We start from the raw sequence: 21,760 nt of genomic DNA on the forward strand, positions 1-21,760 counted from the left end.
TGGTTACTTGCCGACCCCGTCGGCGAGGCCCCTGACGATGTAGCGCTGGCCGAGGAAGAACAGCAGGACCACGGGGAGCGCCGCGATCACCATCCCGGCGAAGACGACCGGGTACTCGGTGCCGTGCTTGCTCATCAGGCTGGTCAGGCCCACGGGGAGGGTCTGCACGCCGGTGCCGCTGGTGAAGATCATCGCGAAGAGGTACTCGTTCCAGGTGAAGAGGATGTGCAGCAGCATCGTCGAGGTCAGGATCGGCTTGCACATCGGCAGGATGATCCGCCAGAACGCCGTCCACCGGTCCGCGCCGTCCATCTCGGCCGCCTCGTCCACCTCGCGGGGCAGGTCGATCATGTACGCCCGGATGAGGAAGGTCGTGAACGGGACGCGGAAGGCGGTGTAGAGGATGAGCAGCGCCCAGAACGTGTTGTACAGCCCCATCGCCTGGAACATCTTCACCAGCGGCACGAGCGCCACGGTGGGGGCGAGCATGAGCCCGCCGAGTATCGCCGCCGTGAGCGTCCGGTTGAGCGGGACGTTCACGCGGGTGAGGCCGTAGGCGGCCCACGCGCTGACGAACACCGTGGCGACCGTCGAGGTCAGCGTGACCAGCACGCTGGTGGTCAGGTAGTCGCTGACGCCGCGGTTCCACGCCTTCTGGTAGTTCTCGAAGCTCCAGTGCAGGGGCAGCGCGAACGGGTCGCCGAACAGCTCGGCGTTGGTCTTGAACCCGTTGAGGGTCATCCACAGCAGCGGATAGACCACGACGACCGCGAGGGCCAGCAGGAAGGCCCACATGAAGACGCGGGCGATCACCGCGAGGAAGCTCAGGCGCGTCACCATTCCACCCTTCTCCTGCGGGTGACCCACAGCTGCGCCACCGCGATGCCGAGCGTGATCACGAACAGGACGGTCGCGACCGCGGCGGCGTAGCCGAAGTTGTTGCGGACGAACCCGCTGCGGTACAGCCAGGTGCCCAGCACCTGCGTCGAGTTGTTCGGCCCGCCGGCGGTCATCACCATGACCTCGTTGAACACCTGGAACGCGCCCGAGATGGTGACGATCGCCATGAGCCCGGTCATCTCGCGCACGAGCGGCACCGTCACGTGGACGAACCGGCGGATCGGGCCGACGCCGTCGATGGCGGCGGCGCCGTAGATCTCCGAGGGGATGCGCTGGATCGCGACCGCGAACAGCAGCGTGGAGTAGCCGAAGCCCTGCCACTGGCTCATCGCGATGATCGCCGACATGGCCGTGCTCTCCTGGCCCAGCCATGCCTGGGCGAACCCGCCCAGGCCGACGGCCTTGAGCGCGTGGTTGAGCGGGCCCAGGTTCGGCTCGTACACGAAGTAGAACAGCAGCCCCGCGACGGTCAGCGAGATCGCCGAGGGGATGAAGTAGACCGCGCGCAGGCCGCGCCGCCAGCGCTCGCTGCCGATGCTCTCGATGAGCGCGGCGAGCAGGAGCGCGCCGAACACCTGGAACACGATGGAGACCACCGCGTACAGCGCGTTGTTGCCCAGCGACGACCAGAACACCGGGTCGTCGACGAGCTTGGCGTAGTTGTCGAGCCCGACGTATTCCTGGCTGCCGCTGTAGATGTCCCACTTGAGCGTGCTGAACTGCAGGTTCTGCACGAGCGGCAGATAGACGAACACTCCGACCAGCACGAGGGCGGGCAGGACCCAGACGAGCCTGAGCGTGGCGCGCACGTGCGGACTCCCTACTTGGCTTCGGCCGAGGCCTGGCGCACGCTTTCGAGCACCTGCTCGGCGGTCTTGCCACCGCTGACGATCGCCTCGCCGCCGGCCAGCCACGCGTCCGCCACCTCGGGCACGGTGACCATGTCGAGCCAGATGGCCAGCTTCGGCGCCTTGTTGACCAGCTGGACGCCCTCGTAGACGGCCTTGCTGGAGGTCTCCGGCGTGACCGCGCCGACGACCGTGCTGGGCTGCCCGTACGGCGGCGCGGACAGCGTCCTGGCGTTCTGCGCGCTCGTGGCGAACTTCATGAAGTCGACGGCCAGCGCCACCCTGGGGGACCTGGCGTTGACCAGGTAGCCCTCGGGCGAGCCCTCCAGCACCGCCGGGTCGCCGGGGTGGTCGCCCGGGACCGGGAGCTGGAAGATGCCGAAGTCCGCGGGCTTGAGCTCGCCCGACGTCGCGTTGTCGAACTCCAGGATCTCCTGGTAGTACATGGCGGCCTTGCCGTTGGCGAAGGCCTCCTGCGCCGAGGAGTAGAGCACGCCGTTCGTGCCGCTCTTCGTGTCGGTGCACTGGTCGACCAGCGTCTTGAACTGGTTGAGCGCGGTGACGTAGCCCGGATTGTCCAGCTTGGCCGTGGCCGGGACGAAATCGGCCTGGAGCACGGCGTCCGGCACGTTGTAGGCGAACAACTGCTGCAGGTAGTGCAGGGCGGGCCAGCCGTCCTTGTTGCCGAAGGCGACGGGCTCGTACCCGGCCTTGCGCAGCGGGCCGCAGGCGGCGACGAGGTCCTCGAACGTCTTCGGCACCTCGACCCCGGCCTTGGCGAAGGCGCTCTTGCTGTAGCCCATGAACTTGCCGTTGCCGTACAGCGGGATCCCGTAGTTCTTGCCGTCGCGGGCGAAGGCGGCCAGCGAGCCGGGGCTGAACGTCCTGCCCCACTCCGTGTCCGGGCCGATCACCTTGGTGAGGTCGGCGGCGCGTCCGCCGCGGATGTAGTTGTCCGCCCAGTTGCCGGTCCAGGTGAAGTAGACGTCGGGCAGCGCGTCCGAGGCCGTGAGCGTCTTGAGCTTGTCCTTGACGCTCTGGTCGGTCTCCTGGATCAGCTCGATCTTCACCTGCGGGTGCTTCTTCCGGTACTCGGCCGCGAGGTTCTCGAAGTAGGGGCCTGTCGGGTCGCCGGCGAACTTGGTGAGGATGCTCAGCGTGCCGGAGAACTCCGGCGTGGCGGCGGCGTCGGCCGCCGGGGCCTGCTCGGGCTTGCCGCCTGAGCAGGCGGCCAGCGTGAGTGTCCCGAGGAGTGCCGCGAACGTCGGCAGTGCGCGAGGGCGCATGGGCATCCTTTCTCTTTCAGGAACGCCTTTGGTGTTGGCCGACCTTACAGCTCGTCTGATACCGGTACCAGACCTAGCTCCAAGATCTTTTCCATATGGCCTTGTATAGGCATTCTGAAGTGGAGTTGTTTGACGGATCTCAGCTCTTTGTGTCAACGTGACTGCCGCGTGATACCGGTATCAGGTCGGCGCACGAAATTTCCCCGGAAAGGATGCGAAGATGCTCGGGTTCAACGAGCCGGAATTTCTCTCCCAGGTGACGAGCGCGGTGGCCCTGCGCCCACGGATCGAGGAGCTGGTCGACCGGCTCGTGGACGAGGGGTTCAAGCACGTGCTCCTCGTCGGCGCCGGCGGCACCTACGCCCAGATGTGGCCGTACGAGCACCTGGCCCGGCGCAGCTCGACGCTCGACGTGCGCGCCGCGATCGCCGCCGAGCTGATCGTCTCCGGGGACGCCCGCCTGGGCGAGGACACCGTGGCGATCTTCACCTCGGTCTCCGGCACCACCGACGACACCATTCGCGCGATCGAGTACTGCAGGTCCAGGGGCGCCTTCACGGTCTCCTTCACCGGCCACCCCGACTCGCCCGTTGCCACGAAGGTGGACGCGGCGCTCGTCTCGCAGCCCAAGACCTGGCCCTTCGACATGCAGCTGCTGCTGTTCATGACCCGGCTGCTCGCGCGCCGGGGCGAGTTCGACGGGTACGAGAGGTTCGCCGCCGAGTTCGAGGGCGTGCCGGGGATCCTCGTCGAGGTCGCCAGGCAGGCCGAGCCGGTGGCCGCCGCGTTCGCCGAGGCCCACAAGGACAGCGGCTACCACTTCCTCGTCGGCGGCGGGAACCTCTGGGGGTTCACGTACCTCTACTCCATGTGCATCCTCGAGGAGATGCAGTGGCTGCGCACGACCAGGGTGCACAGCGCGGAGTTCTTCCACGGCTCGCTCGAGCTGCTCGAAGAGGACACCAGCGTGATCATCTTCCAGGGCGAGGACGAGACGCGGCCGCTCACCGACCGCGCCGAGGCGTTCGCCCGGCGCGTCTCCAAGGACGTCACCGTCTTCGACACCCGCGACTACCCGCTCACCGGGATCAGCCCCGAGTTCCGCGGCCTGCTCGCGCCGCTCGTGCTCGACACCGTGCTGAGCCGCGTCAGCAAGCACCTGGAACGGGTCCGGGACCACTCCCTCGACCTGCGCCGCTACTACCGGGTCATGGACTACTGAGGCCCGCATGCGAGTGCTCGGCTTCGGCGACAACATCGTCGACCGGTTCATCGACCGCGGCGTCGACTACCCCGGCGGCAACAGCGTCAATGTCGCCGTCTACGCCCGCCGCCTCGGCCTCGAGTCGGCCTACCTGGGCGTCTTCGGCGACGACTCGCTCGGTGGCTTCCTGCGGGAGTCGATCGCCGCGGAGGGGGTCTCGATCGACGCCTGCGTCGTTCGGGAGGGCGAGAGCGGCGTCTCGCACCTGCGGGTCGACGACGGCGACCGCGTCTTCCTCGGCTGGAACGGCGGCGGCGTCACCGTACGCGAGCCACTCGTGCTCGACGACGGCCTGCTCGGCTACGCAGGCGGCTTCGACCTCGTGCATTCGAGCGTCTACTCCCGCAGCGAGCCCGAGCTGCCGAAGCTGGCCGAGCTCCGCACGCTGGTCAGCTTCGACCTGTCCAGCGAGGAGGAGTACCGGCGCCCCGCCTACCTCGACCGCGTCTGCCCGCACGCCGATCTCGTGCTGCTGTCCTGCTCCGACCTCGACGCGGCCGCCACCGGCGACCTCCTGGCAGAGGCGGTACGGCGGGGCGCCCGGCTCGCGGTCGGCACCCGCGGCGTGGACGGCGCCATCGCCCACGACGGCCACGCCCTGGTGAGCGCTCCCGCCCGGCGCGCCGACGGCATCGTCGACACGATGGGCTGCGGCGACGCCTTCCTCGCCGGGTTCGCCGTCTCGCTGCTACGGGACGGCTGGACCTCCGAGGCCCGGCCGGGGCTCGGCCCGATCGCCCGGGCGCTGGCCCTGGGGGCGGAATCGGCCCGCGACCAGTGCTTCGTCGAGGGCGCCTTCGGCCGCGGCCGGCTGACTACGATGTGATGGGCCGATCAGGAACGGGGGACGGGATCCATGCCAGCTGACCGTGGCCAGGGGCCGACGATCTCCGAGGTCGCGGCCGAGGCCGGCGTGGGCCGCGCCACGGCGGCCCGTACGCTCGGCGGCTACGGATACGTCAGCCCGGAGCTGCGCGCGCGGGTGCTCGCGGCGGCCGAGAAGCTCGGCTACCGCGCCAACGCGCTCGCGCGCAGCATGTCGACGGGCGTGAGCCACACCCTGGGCGTGATCGTGGCCGACATCGGCAACCCGTTCTTCGCGGGGTTGCTGCGGGGGATCTCCGACAGCGCGCGGGCGCGGGGGTTCGACGTGATCGTGCTGAGCACGTACGAGGACCTCCAGGAGGAGATCGCGGCCACCAACGTGCTCATCGACAAGCGGGTCGACGGCGTCATCGTCGCGTCGGCCGCGCTCGACCGCGACCAGGTCGCCCACATCAGGGCGGCCATGGACCGGGGCATCCCCGTCGTGCTCGTCGACCGCGCGGTGGCCGCCCTCGACCTCGACGCGGTCGTCATCGACAACCGCGACGCGGCCCGCGAGGCGGTCGAGGTGCTGATCGCGGCCGGTCACCGCCGCGTCGGGTTCGTGTGGGGGCCGCCGGTGGCGCGGCCGCCGTCGACCAGGCGCGAGCTGCTGGCGGCGGCCTCGCGCAACCTGTGGACCGACGGCGAGCGGTTGCGGGGCTACCTCGACGCGCTCGACGACGCGCACATCCCGTTCGATCCCGAGCTGGTGATGGTCGGGCCCAAGACGGAGGCGCGGGTGGTGGGGGAGGTCGGCCGCATGCTCGCCCTCCCCGACCGGGTCACCGCCGTGTTCTGCACGGAGACGGACGGCATGACCGGCTCCCTGCGCGCCATGCGCCAGGCGGGGCTGTCCTACCCGGACGACGTGGCGCTGATCGGGTTCGACGACAGCGCGTGGGCGGCGGTCATGGACCCGCCCCTGACGATGATCGCCCAGCCGGTGCACCAGCTCGGCGCCAAGGCGGCCGAGGTCCTCCTCGACATCCTGGGCGGCGCCGAGCCGGCCCGCACCATGCACACCCTCCGCTCCGAGCTCATCCAACGCGCCTCGGTGGCCTCACCCCCGGAATGATCGTTCCACGCTGGAAACGCAATCGATCGATTTCGAAAGCGAATGTCAGCGGTACGATGACGCAGGAAAATCCGCGGAGCCGGAAGGAGCCCCACGTGCTGGCCGAGGAGCGACACGGGGCGATCTTGCAGGAGCTGAGCCGCAAGGGCTCGGTCAAGGTCGCCGATCTGGCCGCCAGGCTCGGCGTCTCGGCCGTCACCATCCGGCACGACGTGCGGGAGCTGGCCGGGCGCGGGCTGCTCGTCCGGGTGCACGGCGGGGCCGTGTCGATTCCGGAGGCGCCGGCGCGGGCGGGCGAGGAGCCGGCCGCGGGCGAGCGGAAAAGGGAGCGCGAGCCGTACGTGCTCGGCATGCTCGTGCCGCAGACCGCGTACTACTTCCCGGCGGTGATCAGGGGCGCGCAGGCGGCCGCGCGCGAGCTCGGCGTGCGGATCAGCCTCGCGGTCTCCCGCTACGACCTGAAGGAGGACCGCCGCCAGGTGGCGCAGCTGCTGTCGTCCGGCGTGGACGGCCTGCTGCTGACGCCGAGCGAGAACCCCACGCTCTCGCTCGCCACGGAGCAGTGGGTGAACGAGCTCGACCTGCCCGTGGTGCTGGTCGAGCGGAAGGCGGGCTGGTCGATGCCGGCGGTGGAGCAGGTGGCCACCGATCACGCGTACGGCGCCTATCTGGCCACGTGTCATCTCGCCCGGCTGGGACACGAGCGGGTGGCGCTGCTCGCCTGCGAGAGCAGGACCACCCCGTGGATCCGCGAGGGACACGAGCTCGCCCAGCGCTCTCTCGGCCTGCGGGAGGGGCCCGTGCGCATGTTCCCGCGGGCCGCCGTGGGCGCTCCGGCCGGGATGGACGAGCACGTCGACGACTTCCTGGACGCCTTCAGGGAGGAGGGCGTGCGCGCCGCGCTCGTGCACAACGACATGGACGCCCTTTCCCTGGTCAGGCAGCTTCGCGGCCGCGGCGTCTCGATACCCGAGGATCTGGCGATCGTGACCTACGACGACGAGGTCGCCTCCCTTGCCGACATCCCCCTGACCGCCGTGTCGCCGCCCAAGGAGGAGGTGGGGGCCGCGGCCGTGCGGATGCTCGTCGATCGGCTGGACGATCCGGGCAGGCCGCTGTGCGGCCTGCTGCTGCGGCCGAGCCTGCGGATCCGGGCGTCGTGCGGCGCGACACCCTCTTAGTGGCTTTCGTTTTCTTTCGTTTTTCCTGCTTGTGACGCGATCGTAACTGATCGCTGCTTCGGGATGCATTGACAGGCTTCATTCGAAACAAAATGATTGCACCAATCTTCACTTCCCTCCCTGGACGGTGCATATGAAGCCTCGATGCCTGCGGATCACGGCCCTGCTCGCGGGCGCTGTCGTCTCGCTGTCGGCACTGGCCGCCTGCGGGGGCACGGATCCGGGTGCCTCCGACGCGAAGCCGGGGGCGGACGTCATCACCTTCCGCTCCTTCGTCAAGGCATCCGACGTCGTCACCGCCGCCTTCAACAAGACCCACAAAGACTTCCAGGTCAAGTGGGAGAACGTGCCGAGCGGCGGCGACTACTACACCAAGCTCGCCAGCTCGGTGAAGGCCGGCAACGTCCCCGACGTGGCCATCGTCGAGTACAACCAGCTGCCCGACGTGGTCAGCCAGGGCGAGCTGGAGGACCTCACCGAGACCGCGGGCCCCGTGGTCGCCAAGACCTTCCCCGCCCAGGTCCAGCAACTGGTGAACCTCGGAGGCAAGACCTGGGGCATCCCTCGCGACGTCGCCCCGCTGATGTTCTTCTACCGCAAGGACTTCTACGACAAGCACAAGCTGGAGCTGCCGAAGACCTGGGACGACTACGCGAAGCTGCTCGCGGACGTGAAGAAGGCCGACGCGAAGGCGCGCGGCGGGATCTTCGCGACCGCCGACGCCGGCGTGCTGGCCGCGCTCTCCTGGCAGGCCGGTGGCCGGTGGTACGGCACCGAGGGCCAGTCGTGGAAGGTCTCCATCGACGACGAGCCGTCCAAGAAGATGGCCGCGTACTGGAACGACCTGGTCCTGAAGGGGCTGGTCGGCACGTACAACTCGACGAGCGACGACGCCTTCTTCCAGGCGGTGCAGAAGGGCCAGGTCGTCTCCTACATCTGCGCGAACTGGTGCGCGGGGGCCCTCCAGTCCACCGTTCCCGACCAGAAGGGCAAGTGGGCCATCGCGGCGGTGCCGAGCTGGGACGGCCGGCCGGCCTCCGCGATGCTGGGCGGCTCGGCCTTCACCGTCCCCAAGGGCGCCAAGCACCCTGAGCAGGCTCTCGAGTTCATCAAGTGGATCACCACGGATCCCGAGGGCATGAAGGCCTGGCTGTCCAGCGGCACCAGCAGCATGCTCCCGGCCGCGCCGGCCCTGCTGCCGGCCACCAGTGCCTTCAAGACCGACTTCTACGGGGGCCAGGACATCTTCTCCGTCGTCTCCCAGGCGTACGAGTCGATCCCGGCCGGCTGGACGTGGGGGCCGAGCGCCGGCGTGACCGGGACGGCGATCTCCGACTCGCTCGGCAAGGTCGCCGGCGGCGAGGTGAAGCTGGCCGACGTGCTCACGAGCGCCCAGCAGGCCACCGTGGCGGACTTCAAGAACCGCGGCCTGAGCGTCGCCCAGTAGTGCCCACTTCCCCCCTTCAAGGAGATGCCGTGGCGACCCGTCCGGCCCGCGGGCAGGGGCGCACCGCCGCCCTGCTCGTCGGCCCGTTCCTCCTGCTGTTCCTCGCCTTCTCCGTCGCGCCGCTGGTGTACGCGGGGTGGCTCAGCCTGTTCACCGAGCGCAGCTCCGGCCTCGGCTTCGGCGGCGTCGAGACCTTCTTCGTCGGCCTCGGCAACTACGCCCGGGCGCTCGGCGACGCGGCGTTCCGGGACAGTTTCCTGGTCATCGCGACCTACGTCCTGCTGTACATCCCGGTGATGATCGGGGGCGCGCTCCTGCTCGCCCTGCTCCTCGACTCGGCCATGGCCCGGGCGAAACGCTTCTTCCAGCTCGGCCTCTTCCTGCCGCACGCCGTACCGGGGCTCATCGCCGCGATCATCTGGGTGTACCTGTACACGCCCGGGCTCAGCCCGGTGATCGACGTGCTCGAGTCGGCCGGCGTGAAGTGGAGCTTCCTGTCGGCCGACCACGCCCTGCTCTCGGTGGTCAACATCTCCACCTGGGAGTGGGTCGGGTACAACATGGTCATCCTCTACGCCGCCCTGCAGGCCGTCCCGAGGGACGTCCTGGAGGCGGGGACGGTCGACGGCGCGAGCGGGCTGCGGATCGCGCTGCGGATCAAGGTCCCGCTCATCCGCCCGGCGATCGCGCTCAACGTGCTCTTCACCGTCATCGGCGCCCTGCAGCTCTTCACCGAGCCGAAGGTGATCTACCGGGCGTCGACCGAGATCGGCAGCGCCTGGAGCCCGAACATGTACGCGATGCGCGCGGCCTTCGACAACCACGACTACGGCCTGGCCGCGTCCGCCTCGATCCTGATCGCCCTGCTCGGCGGGGTCCTGTCCTTCATCGTGACCCGGTTCTCGGCGCGGAGGGTGCAGCCATGACGTTGACCGCGACGCCCGCACCGCCGGTTCCCGCCTCAAGGAGGCGCAGGAAGCCCGGCTCCCGCCCGATGCCGCGCCTGCTCTCGCGTGCCGCCGTCAACGGCGTCCTCGTCATCGCCGTGCTCTACACGGTGATGCCGCTGCTGTGGCTGCTCATGGCGGCCACGAAGAACATGCGTGACCTGTTCGGCACCAGCGGCTTCGCCTTCGGGCGGACCTTCGACCTCGGTGCCAACCTGGCGCACCTGTTCAGCGCGGGTGACGGCATCTACCTGCGGTGGCTCGGCAACACCGCCCTCTACGCCGTGGGCGGCGCCCTCATCGCCACGACCCTGTGCGTGGCGGCGGGGTACGCCTTCGACAAGCTCTCGTTCCCGTTCAAGGAGAAGATCTTCGGGCTGATCCTCCTCGGCGTGCTCGTACCGGCCAGCGCGATGGCCCTGCCGATCTACCTGCTGGCGTCCAAGACCGGCATCGTGAACACCTTCTGGGGCGTCTTCCTCCCGAGCCTGGTCTTTCCTTTCGGGGTCTACCTCGCCCGGGTGTTCAGCGCCGCGTACGTGCCCGACGAGGTGATCGAGGCGACCCGCGTCGACGGCGCCGGTGACCTGCGGACCTTCCTCAGCATCGGCTTCCCGATGCTCCGCACGGCCTTCGTCACCATCTTCCTCTTCCAGTTCACCGGCATCTGGAACAGCTTCTTCCTGCCGCTCGTGATGCTGACCGACCAACACCTTTACCCGCTCAACCTGGGTCTGTACACCTGGCAGACCACGTCGCTGAACCAGGGCCATCCGGAGGACTACCTGCTCGCCATCACCGGTTCGCTGGTGGCGGTCGTGCCGCTGGTCATCGCCTTCGTGGTGCTGCAGCGGTACTGGAGGGCGGGCATGACCGCTGGAGCCGTCAAGTGACCCTTCCCCGCGCGCTGCTCGCCATGGAGCCGCGATTCAAGGACGACCTGTTCGGGCCGGACGAGCTCGACCGGCTCACCCGGCTGGTGGACGTCGACCCCGGCCTGGTCGTCAGCGACTTCGCGGACGTGCCGGAGCTGGCCGCGGCCGAGGTCCTCGTCACCTGCTGGGGCTGCCCGCCCGTCGACGCTTCCGTGCTGCGGCGGGCACCCGGGCTGCGGGCCGTCGTCCACGTGGCGGGCACGGTCAAGAGCCTGATCACCGACGCCTGCTGGGAACGCGGCATAGCCGTCTCGTCGGGCGCCGCCACCAACGCGCTCCCCGTGGCCGAGTACACCGTCGCCGCGATCCTGTTCGCCGGCAAACGCGTCCTCGGCATCCGCGACCTCTACCGCACGCAGCGCCGGGCCCTCGACTGGGCGGCGCACTTCCCCTCGCTGGGCAACTACCGCAGGACCGTCGGGATCATCGGGGCCTCTCACATCGGCCGCCGGGTGCTCGACCTGCTCCGCCCGTTCGACCTCGAGCTCCTGATCAACGACCCGTACCTCGACGAGACCGCAGCGGCCGCGCTCGGCGCCCGGCCGGTCGGCCTCGACGAACTGCTGGCCGCCTCCGACGTCGTCTCCGTGCACGCCCCGGCGCTGCCGGAGACCCGGCACCTGCTGGACGCGCGGCGCCTGGGACTGCTCTCCGACGGCGCCACGCTCATCAACACCGCGCGCGGCTCGCTGGTGGACATGGAGGCGCTCACCAAGGAACTGGTCTCGGGCCGGATCGACGCCGTGCTCGACGTCACCGAGCCCGAGATCCTCCCGGCGGACTCGCCACTCTACGACCTGCCGAACGTCCTGCTCACCCCGCACGTCGCCGGCTCGGTGGGCGGCGAACTGCGCCGCCTGGGCCACTCGGCACTCGACGAGCTGGAACGGTACACGCGGGGCCTGCCGTTCGCGCATGTCGTCCGCGCCGACACGATCGGCCGCTCGGCGTGATTTGGCAGGCGCTTTCCGGGCAGCCCCCGCCGTGGCGGCCCGCCTCGACGTGGACCTGCCCCGGCGCGACTCATCCGGTCGTTCCGGGAGCGGGTCCCCACGGGATCCTCCTGAGTACGGTCCGCGCGGTCGTCGACGGAAGGCTCGCCGCAACGGCGCTCCCGCACGGCGAGCTCCGGGTGGACGGCGCCGCCATCGCGAAGGCGGTGGCAGGCTGCACCGGTTCCGTCGCCGGTCACCTGACCGACGGTCGTACCTTCACCGGCGAGGTGAGGATCCGCCCGTGACGTCCGACCCGCTCTTCTTGCGCTTCCGCAGCAGATCTCGAACATGCAGGTGAACGAGCAGGACCCAGCCGAAGATCACCACGAGCCGCCCCAGCCACGACCATGACCCCAGGTTCCAGCCGAACAGGTCCCAGGGCCCGCCCGCGAGCAGCCCCAAGGTCTGGGTCACGAGGACGAACAGGCCGAAGACGATGAAGAGCAGGTTGACCCAGAGCGGCCATGTCGGGCGAAGCCTTCGCGTGTCATCGGGTTGCTCAGCCACAGCAATACTCTGACACTTGCCGCATTCCACCGGAAGACGTCCGTCGTTGAGCCCAAGGTACGGATCGGCACGGCGTCCTTATCGGGTGCTCAACCTTGATCGGCTGCGTACCCCCGCGTCGCCGTTGACCCCATGTGGTAGGGGTCGTCGCCAGTGGGCCGCCCCTGGCCCGGCGCGAACCGCATCACCCCAGCCTCAGGACCTCAGCCGTCTTGCCGTTGCTTGAGGCGGAGTGCTTCTTTGCGGGTCTCGGCCTGGACGGACCGCTCGTGCTCCAGCCACGCCGGGTTCTCCGCCTTCAGCGCATCGATCTCAGCGGTGGTGAGCGGTTCGGTGATCCCGGCCCTGATCAGGCCCGAATTGGAGATCCCGAGCTTCGCGGCGACGACCTGCCTGGGGTGCGGGCCGTTGCGGCGCAGATCAGTGAGCCAGGCGGGTGGCGTCGCCTGCAACTCGTTCAGCTCGTCCCTGGAGACGACGCCCGCCTGGAACTCGGCGGGAGTGGCCGAGAGGAGGACACCCAGCTTCTTGGCCGCGGTCTCGGGCTTCATCGTCTGGATGCTCTTCGATTTGGGCGAGGTCATGACGTCAAGAGTAGTCAGTCGGAACGGGTTTCCATGACATCGATACCCTGAGGAAGTGACTGATGGGGAGACCAAGGCGTTCCGGCTGGCGTACGTGCCCGGGGTGACACCCGCGAAATGGGTCAACATCTGGTCCGAGAGGCTGCCCGACGTGCCGATCACCCTGGCCACTGTTCCCGCGGCCGAGGTGGTGGGTCTCCTTCGGGACGGCGGCGCCGACGCCGGATTCGTCAGGCTGCCGGTCGACCGGGACGGGCTCAGCGTGATTCCGCTCTACGTGGAGACCACGGTGGTCGTGGTGCCCAAGGACCACGCGGTGGCCGCCGCCGACGAGGTGACCATCGCCGACCTGGCCGACGACGAGGTGCTCCATCCTCTGGACGACACCATCGAGTGGACGGTCCGGCCCGGGCAGCCCGCGTTCACCCGCCCGGCCACAACCGCGGAAGCGATCGAACTGGTAGCGGCCGGCGCCGGGCTGCTCCTGGTCCCGCAGTCGCTGGCACGCCTCTATCACCGCAGGGACCTCACTTACCGGCCGGTGCTGGAAGCGCCGCAGTCCCAGGTCGCGCTGGCCTGGCCCACGGACGCGACCACCGACCTGGTGGAAGACTTCATCGGCATCGTCCGCGGCCGGACAGTGAACAGCTCGCGGGGGCGTACCCCCGCCGCTCCTGCGGAGAAACCGGTACAACGGCAGCCCCAGAAACCCGCGAAGAGCGGCTCCAGCCGCCGGGCCGTGCCGGCCCGCCGTAAAGGGAAGGGCCCCCGGCCCCGGTGACCCGGACCTTCCGTGGTTTTCCAAGGCCGAGGCCAGGGTTTTCCTACGGGTGGGCGGTCGGATTGCGGCCGGTGAGCAGTCGGGCGGCTGTCAGCAGGGCGGCGGCGAACACCAGGGGCCCGATCGTCTGAGGGACCTGATGGTGCGCAGCGCCGATCGCCGCATCGCCGATCTGGACCGCGCCGTTCAATGCGAGGAGCAACCCGAGGGAACGCCACGCGTGTCGGGCCAGCAACCAGACCATTCCGCCGAGCAGCACCACGCTGCGGGCCGCCATGTAGGCGGCATAGGTCCTGGGGGCGGCCTGATCGCCTCCAGGCACCAGCCCGCCCGGGTCCGCCAGGCTGGACACTGCGAAGTAGCCGGATGTGACCACGGTGAGGAGCACGACAAGTGCGCCGAATCGACGGACATTTAATGAGGGAGCCATATCTTTCGGGTGCCGAATCATATGGCTAGGCTAGCATTGGTGGTGTGATGGTGGAAGAGTCGTTGATCAACACGGTGGGTTTCCTGCTGGGCAAGCTGGGCCAGGAGGCGAACGGGCAGTTCGCGGATCGCCTGGCCCCGCTCGGCCTGCGGCCACGGCACTGTGCGGTCCTTGAGCTCCTGGCCGGCGGGCCCCGGGCGCAGCTGGAGCTGGCCAAGGCCGTCGGGGTGACCGCCAGTGTGGTCGTCGACATGCTCGACGAACTTGAGAAGCTCGATGCCGTACGACGAGTACGGGACACCGCAGACCGTCGGCGTCAGCTCATCGAGCTGACACCGACCGGCCAGGATCTGCGGCACCAGACGCTCTCGCTGGCGCGGCAGAACGACGAGGAACTGCTGAGCGCCATCGACCCCGCCGAGGTGGCGGCCCTGCGCCGGACCCTGGGTCGGATCGCCGCTGCGACTGGCCTCGTGGGGAAGTGACGGGCACTACGCGTGGCAGGTCGGCGTCGGCGAATGACTCGCCCGCTGCCATGAACGCCCAACGGCCATCGTCCGGATGGGGAACCCGTCCCTTGGCTTTGACGAGGCGATCGCGCGGCTTGACACCTGCGGACTTCAGCACCTCCTCCTCGGCATCGTCAAGAGCACCGAGTCCGCCTACAACTTTCAGCTCTTCCTATCTCCCGACGCATCACGTGTGGTGGCATGCCTCGGCGTCAGCAACCAACGGGAGCGCTCGCGCGTAACGGGGCTTGCGTGATGATGCGGTACCGCTCAGGACGTTTCTCCTGGAGGTGACAGCTCGACATCGGCGCGTGTGAGCCATGCCTCGTACCAGGCGTCGAAGGTGGGCGTAGGACCGAGATACGTCGGTGCGGCCAGGTCATAGAGCTCGCTCTCCAAGCTGGCGGGGGCGGCCATGGCCGGTCGCCAGGCACTTTCGTCGAGCCAGACATCCCAAACCGTGCCCGTCAGCTCTCCTGCGGTCACCAACGCGGTGACACTGGAGCAGCCCTGGGTTCCGATGAAGATGCAGCCAGGTGCGGGGTTGGGGGCTTCGATGCTGGGGCCGCCACCGGAGTCGGGCTCTGGTTCCTGGACCCATGCGTACCAGGCGTTGTAGATCTCCTCGGCGTCGCGGCGGGTGAGCGGGAAGGGTTTGGCAGGATCGCCCTCGGTCTCTTTCACGATCTCCTGCGGTTCCCAGATGCCGTAGTAGGGGCCCGCGCCGGGGCCGACCTGGAGCAGGAACTCCCGGTATGCGGGTGGTAATTGGACACCGAGATCGTCTTCTAGGGCCAGGACCGAGGTCGGGTCGAGCGGGGTGTTGCGGTACTGGTGTCGTTCAGCGCCGAAGACGAGGAACCGCTTGTTGCGTCGGTAGAACTTATGCAGGTGTACGGGTCGGCCGGTTTCGATGGCTCGCAGCCGGTCGAGTCTTGCTGTCATGGTCGACATGGCGCCAGTATGCGGCTTTTCGTGAAGCAACCTGGCGGCGGCATGACGATGGCTAGGATCGGCGGGTTCGTCTGGCTGCGGCGCGGCGTCGCTTGAGTTCGCGGCCCGGATCGTCGGCGTTCGGCAACAGTATGTTTAGCCCGACGTGGGCGAACTCCTCGTCGGTCCGCCCACGTCCCGCGCGGGAGTCCGTACGGTCGCAAGCCCGAAAAGGATCATCCCGTCACTCCCCGACAATCTCGCCCAGAGGCCCGATGCGCTGATCTTCACCGGCTCACAGGGCGGTCCGGGCAGCGCTGATCTACCAGCACAGCACGGGGGAGGCTGACCGGGGGATCGCGAACAGCTCCAATGGATCTTCGAATGGGCTCTGTCGCACCGGTAAATGGGACGAAGCCCCGTTTCCATGATTGGAGAGGGGCTCTTGATGCAGGTGGGCGGTACTGGGTTCGAACCAGTGACCCCCTCGCTTGTAAGGGAGCCATGATCCCTTAGGCGTACCTCTTGACCTGCCCCCCCGTACCTCCGAGACGCGCGGTTACACGGTGGTCGATTCAGTCTGATGGCACGCTAATGGCACGGCCCAGTGGCACGCACCGCGCACACCTCTCCCTGCCTGAGCTTCCCGTCTGCCGTCGACCCGCCCGAGGGGGAAGCGGGCCAGGGCCACGGGGTCAAGGTGCAGCGCCCCACTGGACGAACGACCTTGACCCCGGCCCTGGTCTGCTCGGCTCGTCCCGGGTCGATGGCGGGCGGGATGATCAGGCTTCCACCTCAGCCATTGATGGCCTTCAGGTCGTCGCGATCATCCCGGAGCCTGAGGTCCCCGCCGCAGGCGAGGACCTTGTCGGGTCGGCATGGTGTAGGGCAGCATGGGCGAATGTTCTTGACTATCGTTACCGTCGCTTCGCCGTTTGTGCTCGTAGCTGGAGCTGTCTACGTGGGCATTCGGCTGGCGTCGAGGCGCAAGCATGCGGGTGTGGATCACTAGTCGCGGATACCGAGGTGGCGTGGCCGATGCCCTGTGCGGCGGTGTGGCGCTTGGTCGGTGGGTTCGGGGTGTACGGCGGGGCGGCCGTACGGCGATGCCCCGCGCGGCGCTCGCGCGAGAACGGCCCCCAGACCGCACGCGCAGCACGGGACGGCGGCGCTTGATCAGTTCACCGGCCCAGAGGCCGACGCGCTGATCTTCACTGGCTTACAGGGTGGCATCCTTTGTCGGATCAACTTCCGGGCGGGCGGCCAAGTGGGACGAGAGCACGAGAAAGATCGGCTTCCCGGGCCTGCACTTCCATGATCTCCGGCACACCGGCAACACGATCGCTGCGAGCTCCGGCGCGAGCCTCAAAGATCTCATGCAGCGCATGGGGCATGACTCGGTCCGGACAGCACTGGGTCTACCAGCACAGCACGGCGGAGGCCGACCGCAGGATCGCTGACGCGAAGATCGCGAACAACTCCAATGGATCTTCGAATGGGCTCTGTCGCGCCGGTAAATGGGACGAAGCCCCGTTTCCATGGTCGGAGACGGGGCTCTTGCTACAGGTGGGCGGTACTGGGTTCGAACCAGTGACCCCTCGCTTGTAAGGAGCCATGATCCCTTGGCTGTACGTCTGGACCTGGACCCTCGTACCTGTGGGGCGCTTGATACGCCATGATCGATTCAGTCTAATGGCACGCTAATGGCACGGCGATCATGCCTCTGACGTGGCGTTCGCTTGCGGGATCTGGCACGGTAGGGCACGGCCTTGCGGCACGCAGATGGCACGGAAGCGAACCCGGCGCCCCTACGGGCGATCCACCCGCATGGGTCGAACGCCGGCGGTTTTACAGCGGGCTGACGTTCTTGACCGCATCAGGCCCCTGACCTCGGCGTACGGTTCTCGCTTTCCCTCTGCCAGGGAAGATCATCCCGCGTACATCCCGCGGGGCAAAGGGCCAACCAACGAGCTCCCTGGAACCTGCTTCCAGATCGGTTCAATGCAAGTCAGTGGCTGTGTACGGTCTTCCCTTCAGCAGTAAACCTGCCATTCCTCATCAGGGACATAGCCCTCTGTCACATCACAGACACGATCGGCCCATTCGCGGGCAACGAAAACGGGGCGCGTCAGGAGGATGTCTCCAGCGCGTTGCGCACGCAGTACGAGCCCAAGCTCGTCAGCTCCAAGATCTCCGTACTGCGAGCAGTGGACCGCTTCCGGCAGTCCCCGTGACTGCATGTGATCAACGAACAGATCGACCAACTCGGACGGCACACGCCCAACCAGCCGAAGGCCGTCCATCGTCACCTGAGGACCGTGCCGCGCATCAACCGCGATGCAGGACAGCTGACCAGACTTTGCGTAGTACGTCGTCAGGGCACCCCCGTAAGAGGTGGGCAGACGGAACCACGCAAGGCGCCCTCCCCACCTGCAAGGGCCTGTGGAAGGGGGATTCGCATCCAGCGCAGCAATCACCTCGTCATGACTCATCCCGAACCGGAGTGGCCCAACGCTGACGAGCGGCCTGAAATCCCACTGCAGTCGTTCCGTGTCGTCTAAAACGAGGCCTATAGGTTTCATGGGACCGCACCCTTTCGATGCCCTGTCAGCTCGTTGCAGCCGCACCCTACCGCGCGAGCAGAAACACTTGCTCGGGGTAAGCCGTCGAGACGACTAGGCAGTGCGTCATGGGCTTCAGCCACATCATTTCTCCCAATGCCGATCGTCCTCACCAGCCCGGCAACGGGGGTCAGCCACGCTACCTCGGTGAGCCAGGGTGAGGAACGAACCCTGGATCGTCGATCGCCCCCAGCCATCTACGGCGACCGGCCATGTAGTGGCGATCGTAGGGCTGCATCTGTGCGGCGGCGGGGCAACCCCGGTCGGAGCGTTCGGTCGGTACGGTGGGGCCGGCGCGCGGTGCCCGGCCCGGTGTCCCGCCGCCGTCCGGGACCGGCCCCCAGGCCGCACGCCCGGACGGCGGGCGGGCGGAGGGCCGGGGGTACGGCGGCGCGCCGCGCCGCCGCTTGATCCCAATGAGGATAATTCGGCAAGGTTCAACCAGATGAGAGCGCGGAACAGGGACTAAGGATGGCTAGCTTTCAGGCGGAACAATCGCTTTGACCAGCAGGACGGGCTGGTTGTCGCTGTGCACTGGACCGCAGCAGCCCGGATACCTTCTGTAAGCAGGCCCAGAGCGCAGGGTCGCCAGGCTCGAGCACCGAAAGCGACGCGGCAGCGTGGCCTCTACTTTTGAGCAAGTGCTGGGTAGTTGCGAAGAGCCAGCGGCGCACGTGACCCGTCAACAGCATCCAGCTTCCCGAAGAAGCATTCGAAGATTGACATACCTTGCGACAGATGTAACGTATAGCGTATTCCTGTCGATGTAGATCACATCAGCGCAAATCATCAGGCTAGGAGCTATCTATGGCACGTTATGCAGTCGCGGCTTACGGGCTCAAAATCGCACCATTTCGCCAGCCCAAGCGGTTCCTTAATCTAGAAGATATGGACGGACGCGGGCTCGATCTACTACACCTCGCACACGGATTCCTTAGAGACGTCCAAGCCGATTCGCTCAAAGAAGAACAATTCGGCCACTATCTTTCAGTGGAAAACATCAAGGCGGAAGGCAGGTCAATATCCTTTGGGACCGAGTACGGCAGATTCGGCTTCGAAGGCACCGTGAAGAATGTCCGCACAAATAAGCGCACTCATGAATTTGGTGCCGACGAGTCTGCAGTGGTTCATGTACGTAATATGCTGATTATCCCTCCCCACTCCAGCACCGCCCTATTTCTAGCAGAACGATGCAGCGGCAGAGGTGCTGCGAGCATTTTTTTGCGCCACCTCACGAAGGCATTCCGGAAGCGGTTCGTCGACGAGGCACTGATTCTTCACAAGGAAGGTTTGACAGAGGAGGAAGCCTGGAAGAGGTTCATGGAACGTGCTCGCCTAACACAGATCAGAGTGGTTCGGTACTCAAGGAGCCACGATCTGGCCGATGGCATTAACGGAATCAGCGAAACCAATATTGGCAAGCTGGAATATACTGTTAAGCCACTTCGCTCCAGCGGCCTAGCAAGACAGCTCATATCCCCAATTATGGATCGTTCCATCAAGCCTGAAACGCAGATATTGGGGCTTCGCGACGAGGTTGAGGCGGACGAAGTTCGCCTGCAGTTAACCGATGGCGACCAGCAGAGGGAGATCGTGCTCGGCAAGGACGGACTGCCCACGCTCGTCTACCCAATCAAAACTTCAAATGATGATCGCCCCTCCGACGGGGCCGTATACGACTACATGGGCGAATTGGCCAAAACGCTAGCGCAAGACCTACATCTTGAGTTACCATCAAACTGGAGAGATGGCTTGTGGACCAAGCAAGCCCAATCGATCCACATGGAGGCGGTGAGGGATGAGCTCTAAATGGTCCATCCGACCCCTTGTGGAAGATCACTTAGATACGTTCCGAGATCAGCGCACCAACGAGCGGCGGCGGCAAGACTATCTCTCTTTCTATGCCATTCCGACGACCTTCGGAATAGCGGGCTATTTGTTTGATTTTAAGATGCAAGACCCTGCGAGCATTCTTGCCGGAATAGCCGTCTTTACTGCCCTCTTATTTGGACTGCTAATTCACATTTTCAGCATGGGCCTTCGCGTCAATGACGACTCTCGTCTTCCCAAGTATGGGAACACAGCGGCACTGATTGACCAACTGCAGGCCAATGTAAGCTACTCGGTACTGATTGGGATTATAACAACAGCATTCTTGATTGCGGCGGCAGCGATTAGGGAAAACAATCAGCCGATCAATAGCTTGCTGTCAGCCATAATCGTGACATTGCTAATACATTTGATGCTTACCGTGTTCATGGCACTTAAGAGAACACGAGCTGCATACCAGGCATTGAGATTCTAGCCAGTAGGGCCATCATGAGGCATCGCGGATGGCAGCCCACAATTTCTCGAATCTAGTCGAGCAGGTCGGGCCGACGGCTATCGATGGCCCGCCGCGCAGTCACGAATCGTTCGTGGAAATCTTCGGCGAGCGCTTCTCGTCGGTAGCGCTGCCGTAGGACGCGATCGAGGTCTCCGGCACGATTGACGAGGTCGATGAGGGATCGGCGGTCGATGTCGAATGCGGCGATGCCGTGGTCCACGGCGGCGTCGAGATCTCCCCGTCGGGCGTCCACGATACCGAGGTCTATGTGTGCGTCGGCGACTCGCATGGGGGCGTTGGAGGTACCGTCGGGGCGGGTGTGCATCTGGATGGTTTCGCAGGCGTGTTCCTCGGCGCGGTCGTCGTCGGCGAGCCAGGTGTAGCAGGTGGCGGCGTAGAAGACCCACTTGGCGTGGTCAAACACGAAGTGATGATCAGGGTTGTCGGGCATGGGCAGGCGGTTGAGGACTTCGGCTCCGCGGGTGAGTGCGCGGTCTGCCTCGCGGCGGTCACCGATGCGGGCTAGGCCGCGCGCTTCCTGGAGGGTGAGTTGGACCATGGCGCTGGTCTGGCCGGCAACGGCCTGGCCCATGCGGGCGGCGTTGACGACATCTTCGTAGCGGCCCTCGACGAGGGCGAACCAGGCTGACATCTCGTGTGCCCACCCCATGAGTTCGCCGTGCCCGACCTGGCGGCCCATTTCGAAGGCGGCACGTCGGGCCGTTTCGGCCTCTTCCCTCTCACCCAGGTCATAGTGAACGCACCCCAGCAGGGCGGTGAGCCATCCGGTGATCACGAGCAGTTCACGGTGCTGGTCGAGGGTGAGACGCCCAGCGAGGAGGCGGTTGATCTGGGCCAGGCGCTTCTGGGTGCGATCGCGCAGGGTGCCGGCGGGCACCACCGGGTAGGCGCGGCACAGCAGATCGACAGCCTCGGCGAGAGCCTCCAAGGTGCCCGTTCCGACGTCAGATGCCTGAAGTTGCTGGGCAAGCTCCATCGTCCCGTACAGGTCGGCTTCGGCTCGTAGTGCGTCGATGGGCATTACCTGGGCCTCGATGAGACGGCTCTCGTTCTGTCTCCCCTGTGAGAACCCGAGCTCTTCCGGTTCCTTCCCGGTCAGTTGGGTCAGCGCCAGCCGGTATTCGGTGCGCGGCCACCTGACTTCGCCTGCTTCCCAGCGCCGGATCCGCTCCTCGTCGCAGGCCAACCTTTTAGCGACACCAATGGGCGTGGCGTTGAGCTTTTCGGCCATCTGCGCGCGGTTGAGCTGCTCCTGGTTGCGCCAGGCGCGAAGTCGAACGTTCGGGATGTAGTCGGGCATCTT

At 66.8% G+C, this 21,760-nt stretch carries 21 protein-coding genes; 12 read left to right on the plus strand and 9 right to left on the minus strand.

Annotation, left to right across the window (positions count from 1 at the left end; all coding sequences use genetic code 11):
• Positions 1–3 precede the first annotated feature (3 nt).
• From ACIHFD_RS00580 to ACIHFD_RS00590, 3 genes are read right to left on the minus strand one after another with little or no spacing between them, the layout of a single operon-like run.
• A complete protein-coding gene (locus ACIHFD_RS00580; RefSeq protein ID WP_397364961.1) occupies positions 4–840 on the minus strand; it encodes a carbohydrate ABC transporter permease in 837 nt (278 codons plus the stop codon).
• The gene (locus ACIHFD_RS00585; RefSeq protein WP_397364962.1) at positions 834–1,709 is read right to left on the minus strand and encodes a carbohydrate ABC transporter permease; all 876 of its coding nucleotides are present in this window, start codon (positions 1,707–1,709) and stop codon (positions 834–836) included. The genes ACIHFD_RS00580 and ACIHFD_RS00585 overlap by 7 nt, the downstream gene beginning before the upstream one ends.
• Before the next feature lie 11 nt (positions 1,710–1,720).
• Positions 1,721–3,034, minus strand: coding sequence for an ABC transporter substrate-binding protein (locus ACIHFD_RS00590; RefSeq protein ID WP_397364963.1), 1,314 nt, complete (start codon positions 3,032–3,034; stop codon positions 1,721–1,723).
• A gap of 220 nt (positions 3,035–3,254) precedes the next feature.
• On the opposite strand from ACIHFD_RS00590, the gene ACIHFD_RS00595 reads away from it, so the two are divergent.
• The 8 genes from ACIHFD_RS00595 (at position 3,255) to ACIHFD_RS00630 (ending at position 11,703) form a co-directional block, all read left to right on the plus strand.
• Positions 3,255–4,256, plus strand: a complete 1,002-nt coding sequence (locus ACIHFD_RS00595) for an SIS domain-containing protein (protein ID WP_397364964.1) — start codon at positions 3,255–3,257, stop codon at positions 4,254–4,256.
• A gap of 7 nt (positions 4,257–4,263) precedes the next feature.
• On the plus strand, positions 4,264–5,124 hold the full coding sequence (locus tag ACIHFD_RS00600) for a PfkB family carbohydrate kinase (RefSeq protein WP_355194117.1): 861 nt from the start codon (positions 4,264–4,266) through the stop codon (positions 5,122–5,124).
• 30 nt (positions 5,125–5,154) lie between these two features.
• Positions 5,155–6,240, plus strand: coding sequence for a LacI family DNA-binding transcriptional regulator (locus ACIHFD_RS00605; protein ID WP_397364965.1), 1,086 nt, complete (start codon positions 5,155–5,157; stop codon positions 6,238–6,240).
• A 95-nt stretch (positions 6,241–6,335) separates the two neighbouring features.
• Entirely contained in the window at positions 6,336–7,421 is a 1,086-nt protein-coding gene (locus tag ACIHFD_RS00610; protein ID WP_397364966.1) for a LacI family DNA-binding transcriptional regulator, read from the plus strand.
• 133 nt (positions 7,422–7,554) lie between these two features.
• On the plus strand, positions 7,555–8,868 hold the full coding sequence (locus ACIHFD_RS00615; RefSeq protein ID WP_397364967.1) for an ABC transporter substrate-binding protein: 1,314 nt from the start codon (positions 7,555–7,557) through the stop codon (positions 8,866–8,868).
• 29 nt (positions 8,869–8,897) lie between these two features.
• Positions 8,898–9,794 carry a carbohydrate ABC transporter permease gene (locus tag ACIHFD_RS00620; protein ID WP_397364968.1) on the plus strand — a complete coding sequence of 299 codons (897 nt, stop codon included), beginning with the start codon at positions 8,898–8,900 and terminating at the stop codon, positions 9,792–9,794.
• Positions 9,791–10,708, plus strand: a complete 918-nt coding sequence (locus ACIHFD_RS00625) for a carbohydrate ABC transporter permease (protein ID WP_364253494.1) — start codon at positions 9,791–9,793, stop codon at positions 10,706–10,708. Before ACIHFD_RS00620 ends, ACIHFD_RS00625 begins: the two co-directional genes overlap by 4 nt.
• Positions 10,705–11,703 carry a hydroxyacid dehydrogenase gene (locus ACIHFD_RS00630; protein ID WP_397364969.1) on the plus strand — a complete coding sequence of 333 codons (999 nt, stop codon included), beginning with the start codon at positions 10,705–10,707 and terminating at the stop codon, positions 11,701–11,703. Before ACIHFD_RS00625 ends, ACIHFD_RS00630 begins: the two co-directional genes overlap by 4 nt.
• Before the next feature lie 258 nt (positions 11,704–11,961).
• Here the strand turns inward: ACIHFD_RS00630 and ACIHFD_RS00635 are convergent, their stop codons facing one another.
• A complete protein-coding gene (locus tag ACIHFD_RS00635) occupies positions 11,962–12,252 on the minus strand; it encodes a hypothetical protein (protein ID WP_397364970.1) in 291 nt (96 codons plus the stop codon).
• A gap of 203 nt (positions 12,253–12,455) precedes the next feature.
• Positions 12,456–12,836, minus strand: a complete 381-nt coding sequence (locus ACIHFD_RS00640) for a DUF5997 family protein (RefSeq protein ID WP_363966178.1) — start codon at positions 12,834–12,836, stop codon at positions 12,456–12,458.
• A 55-nt stretch (positions 12,837–12,891) separates the two neighbouring features.
• On the opposite strand from ACIHFD_RS00640, the gene ACIHFD_RS00645 reads away from it, so the two are divergent.
• On the plus strand, positions 12,892–13,617 hold the full coding sequence (locus ACIHFD_RS00645; protein WP_397364971.1) for a LysR family substrate-binding domain-containing protein: 726 nt from the start codon (positions 12,892–12,894) through the stop codon (positions 13,615–13,617).
• Between the two features lie 43 nt (positions 13,618–13,660).
• On the opposite strand, the gene ACIHFD_RS00650 is transcribed toward ACIHFD_RS00645, so the two are convergent.
• The gene (locus ACIHFD_RS00650; protein WP_397364972.1) at positions 13,661–14,068 is read right to left on the minus strand and encodes a hypothetical protein; all 408 of its coding nucleotides are present in this window, start codon (positions 14,066–14,068) and stop codon (positions 13,661–13,663) included.
• Between the two features lie 26 nt (positions 14,069–14,094).
• Here ACIHFD_RS00650 and ACIHFD_RS00655 point away from each other — a divergent pair, with 26 nt between their 5' ends.
• Positions 14,095–14,532, plus strand: coding sequence for a MarR family winged helix-turn-helix transcriptional regulator (locus tag ACIHFD_RS00655; RefSeq protein WP_397365455.1), 438 nt, complete (start codon positions 14,095–14,097; stop codon positions 14,530–14,532).
• Between the two features lie 294 nt (positions 14,533–14,826).
• Here ACIHFD_RS00655 and ACIHFD_RS00660 read toward each other — a convergent pair whose 3' ends face one another.
• Positions 14,827–15,510, minus strand: coding sequence for an SMI1/KNR4 family protein (locus ACIHFD_RS00660; RefSeq protein ID WP_397364973.1), 684 nt, complete (start codon positions 15,508–15,510; stop codon positions 14,827–14,829).
• A gap of 2,012 nt (positions 15,511–17,522) precedes the next feature.
• Complete coding sequence (locus ACIHFD_RS00665; RefSeq protein ID WP_397364974.1) at positions 17,523–17,798, minus strand: hypothetical protein; 276 nt, start codon at positions 17,796–17,798, stop codon at positions 17,523–17,525.
• Positions 17,799–18,917: 1,119 nt separating this feature from the next.
• Between ACIHFD_RS00665 and ACIHFD_RS00670 the strand changes: the two genes are divergently transcribed.
• The gene (locus ACIHFD_RS00670; protein ID WP_397364975.1) at positions 18,918–19,919 is read left to right on the plus strand and encodes a hypothetical protein; all 1,002 of its coding nucleotides are present in this window, start codon (positions 18,918–18,920) and stop codon (positions 19,917–19,919) included.
• A 19-nt stretch (positions 19,920–19,938) separates the two neighbouring features.
• A complete protein-coding gene (locus tag ACIHFD_RS00675) occupies positions 19,939–20,415 on the plus strand; it encodes a hypothetical protein (protein ID WP_397364976.1) in 477 nt (158 codons plus the stop codon).
• Positions 20,416–20,467: 52 nt separating this feature from the next.
• Here ACIHFD_RS00675 and ACIHFD_RS00680 read toward each other — a convergent pair whose 3' ends face one another.
• On the minus strand, positions 20,468–21,757 hold the full coding sequence (locus tag ACIHFD_RS00680) for a hypothetical protein (RefSeq protein WP_397364977.1): 1,290 nt from the start codon (positions 21,755–21,757) through the stop codon (positions 20,468–20,470).
• Between the last annotated feature and the right edge of the window lie 3 nt (positions 21,758–21,760).

It is taken from the genome of Nonomuraea sp. NPDC051941 (genome assembly GCF_044593615.1).

What these genes read in the sequence shown, in the direction of transcription:
- ACIHFD_RS00680 (WP_397364977.1), bottom strand. Translation starts at nt 21,757, where the DNA reads ATGCCCGACTACATCCCGAACGTTCGACTTCGCGCCTGGCGCAACCAG.
- ACIHFD_RS00650 (WP_397364972.1), bottom strand. Translation starts at nt 14,068, where the DNA reads ATGATTCGGCACCCGAAAGATATGGCTCCCTCATTAAATGTCCGTCGA.
- ACIHFD_RS00670 (WP_397364975.1), top strand. Translation starts at nt 18,918, where the DNA reads ATGGCACGTTATGCAGTCGCGGCTTACGGGCTCAAAATCGCACCATTT.
- ACIHFD_RS00655 (WP_397365455.1), top strand. Translation starts at nt 14,095, where the DNA reads ATGGTGGAAGAGTCGTTGATCAACACGGTGGGTTTCCTGCTGGGCAAG.
- ACIHFD_RS00605 (WP_397364965.1), top strand. Translation starts at nt 5,155, where the DNA reads ATGCCAGCTGACCGTGGCCAGGGGCCGACGATCTCCGAGGTCGCGGCC.
- ACIHFD_RS00600 (WP_355194117.1), top strand. Translation starts at nt 4,264, where the DNA reads ATGCGAGTGCTCGGCTTCGGCGACAACATCGTCGACCGGTTCATCGAC.
- ACIHFD_RS00640 (WP_363966178.1), bottom strand. Translation starts at nt 12,836, where the DNA reads ATGACCTCGCCCAAATCGAAGAGCATCCAGACGATGAAGCCCGAGACC.
- ACIHFD_RS00615 (WP_397364967.1), top strand. Translation starts at nt 7,555, where the DNA reads ATGAAGCCTCGATGCCTGCGGATCACGGCCCTGCTCGCGGGCGCTGTC.
- ACIHFD_RS00590 (WP_397364963.1), bottom strand. Translation starts at nt 3,034, where the DNA reads ATGCGCCCTCGCGCACTGCCGACGTTCGCGGCACTCCTCGGGACACTC.
- ACIHFD_RS00580 (WP_397364961.1), bottom strand. Translation starts at nt 840, where the DNA reads ATGGTGACGCGCCTGAGCTTCCTCGCGGTGATCGCCCGCGTCTTCATG.
- ACIHFD_RS00595 (WP_397364964.1), top strand. Translation starts at nt 3,255, where the DNA reads ATGCTCGGGTTCAACGAGCCGGAATTTCTCTCCCAGGTGACGAGCGCG.
- ACIHFD_RS00625 (WP_364253494.1), top strand. Translation starts at nt 9,791, where the DNA reads ATGACGTTGACCGCGACGCCCGCACCGCCGGTTCCCGCCTCAAGGAGG.
- ACIHFD_RS00660 (WP_397364973.1), bottom strand. Translation starts at nt 15,510, where the DNA reads ATGTCGACCATGACAGCAAGACTCGACCGGCTGCGAGCCATCGAAACC.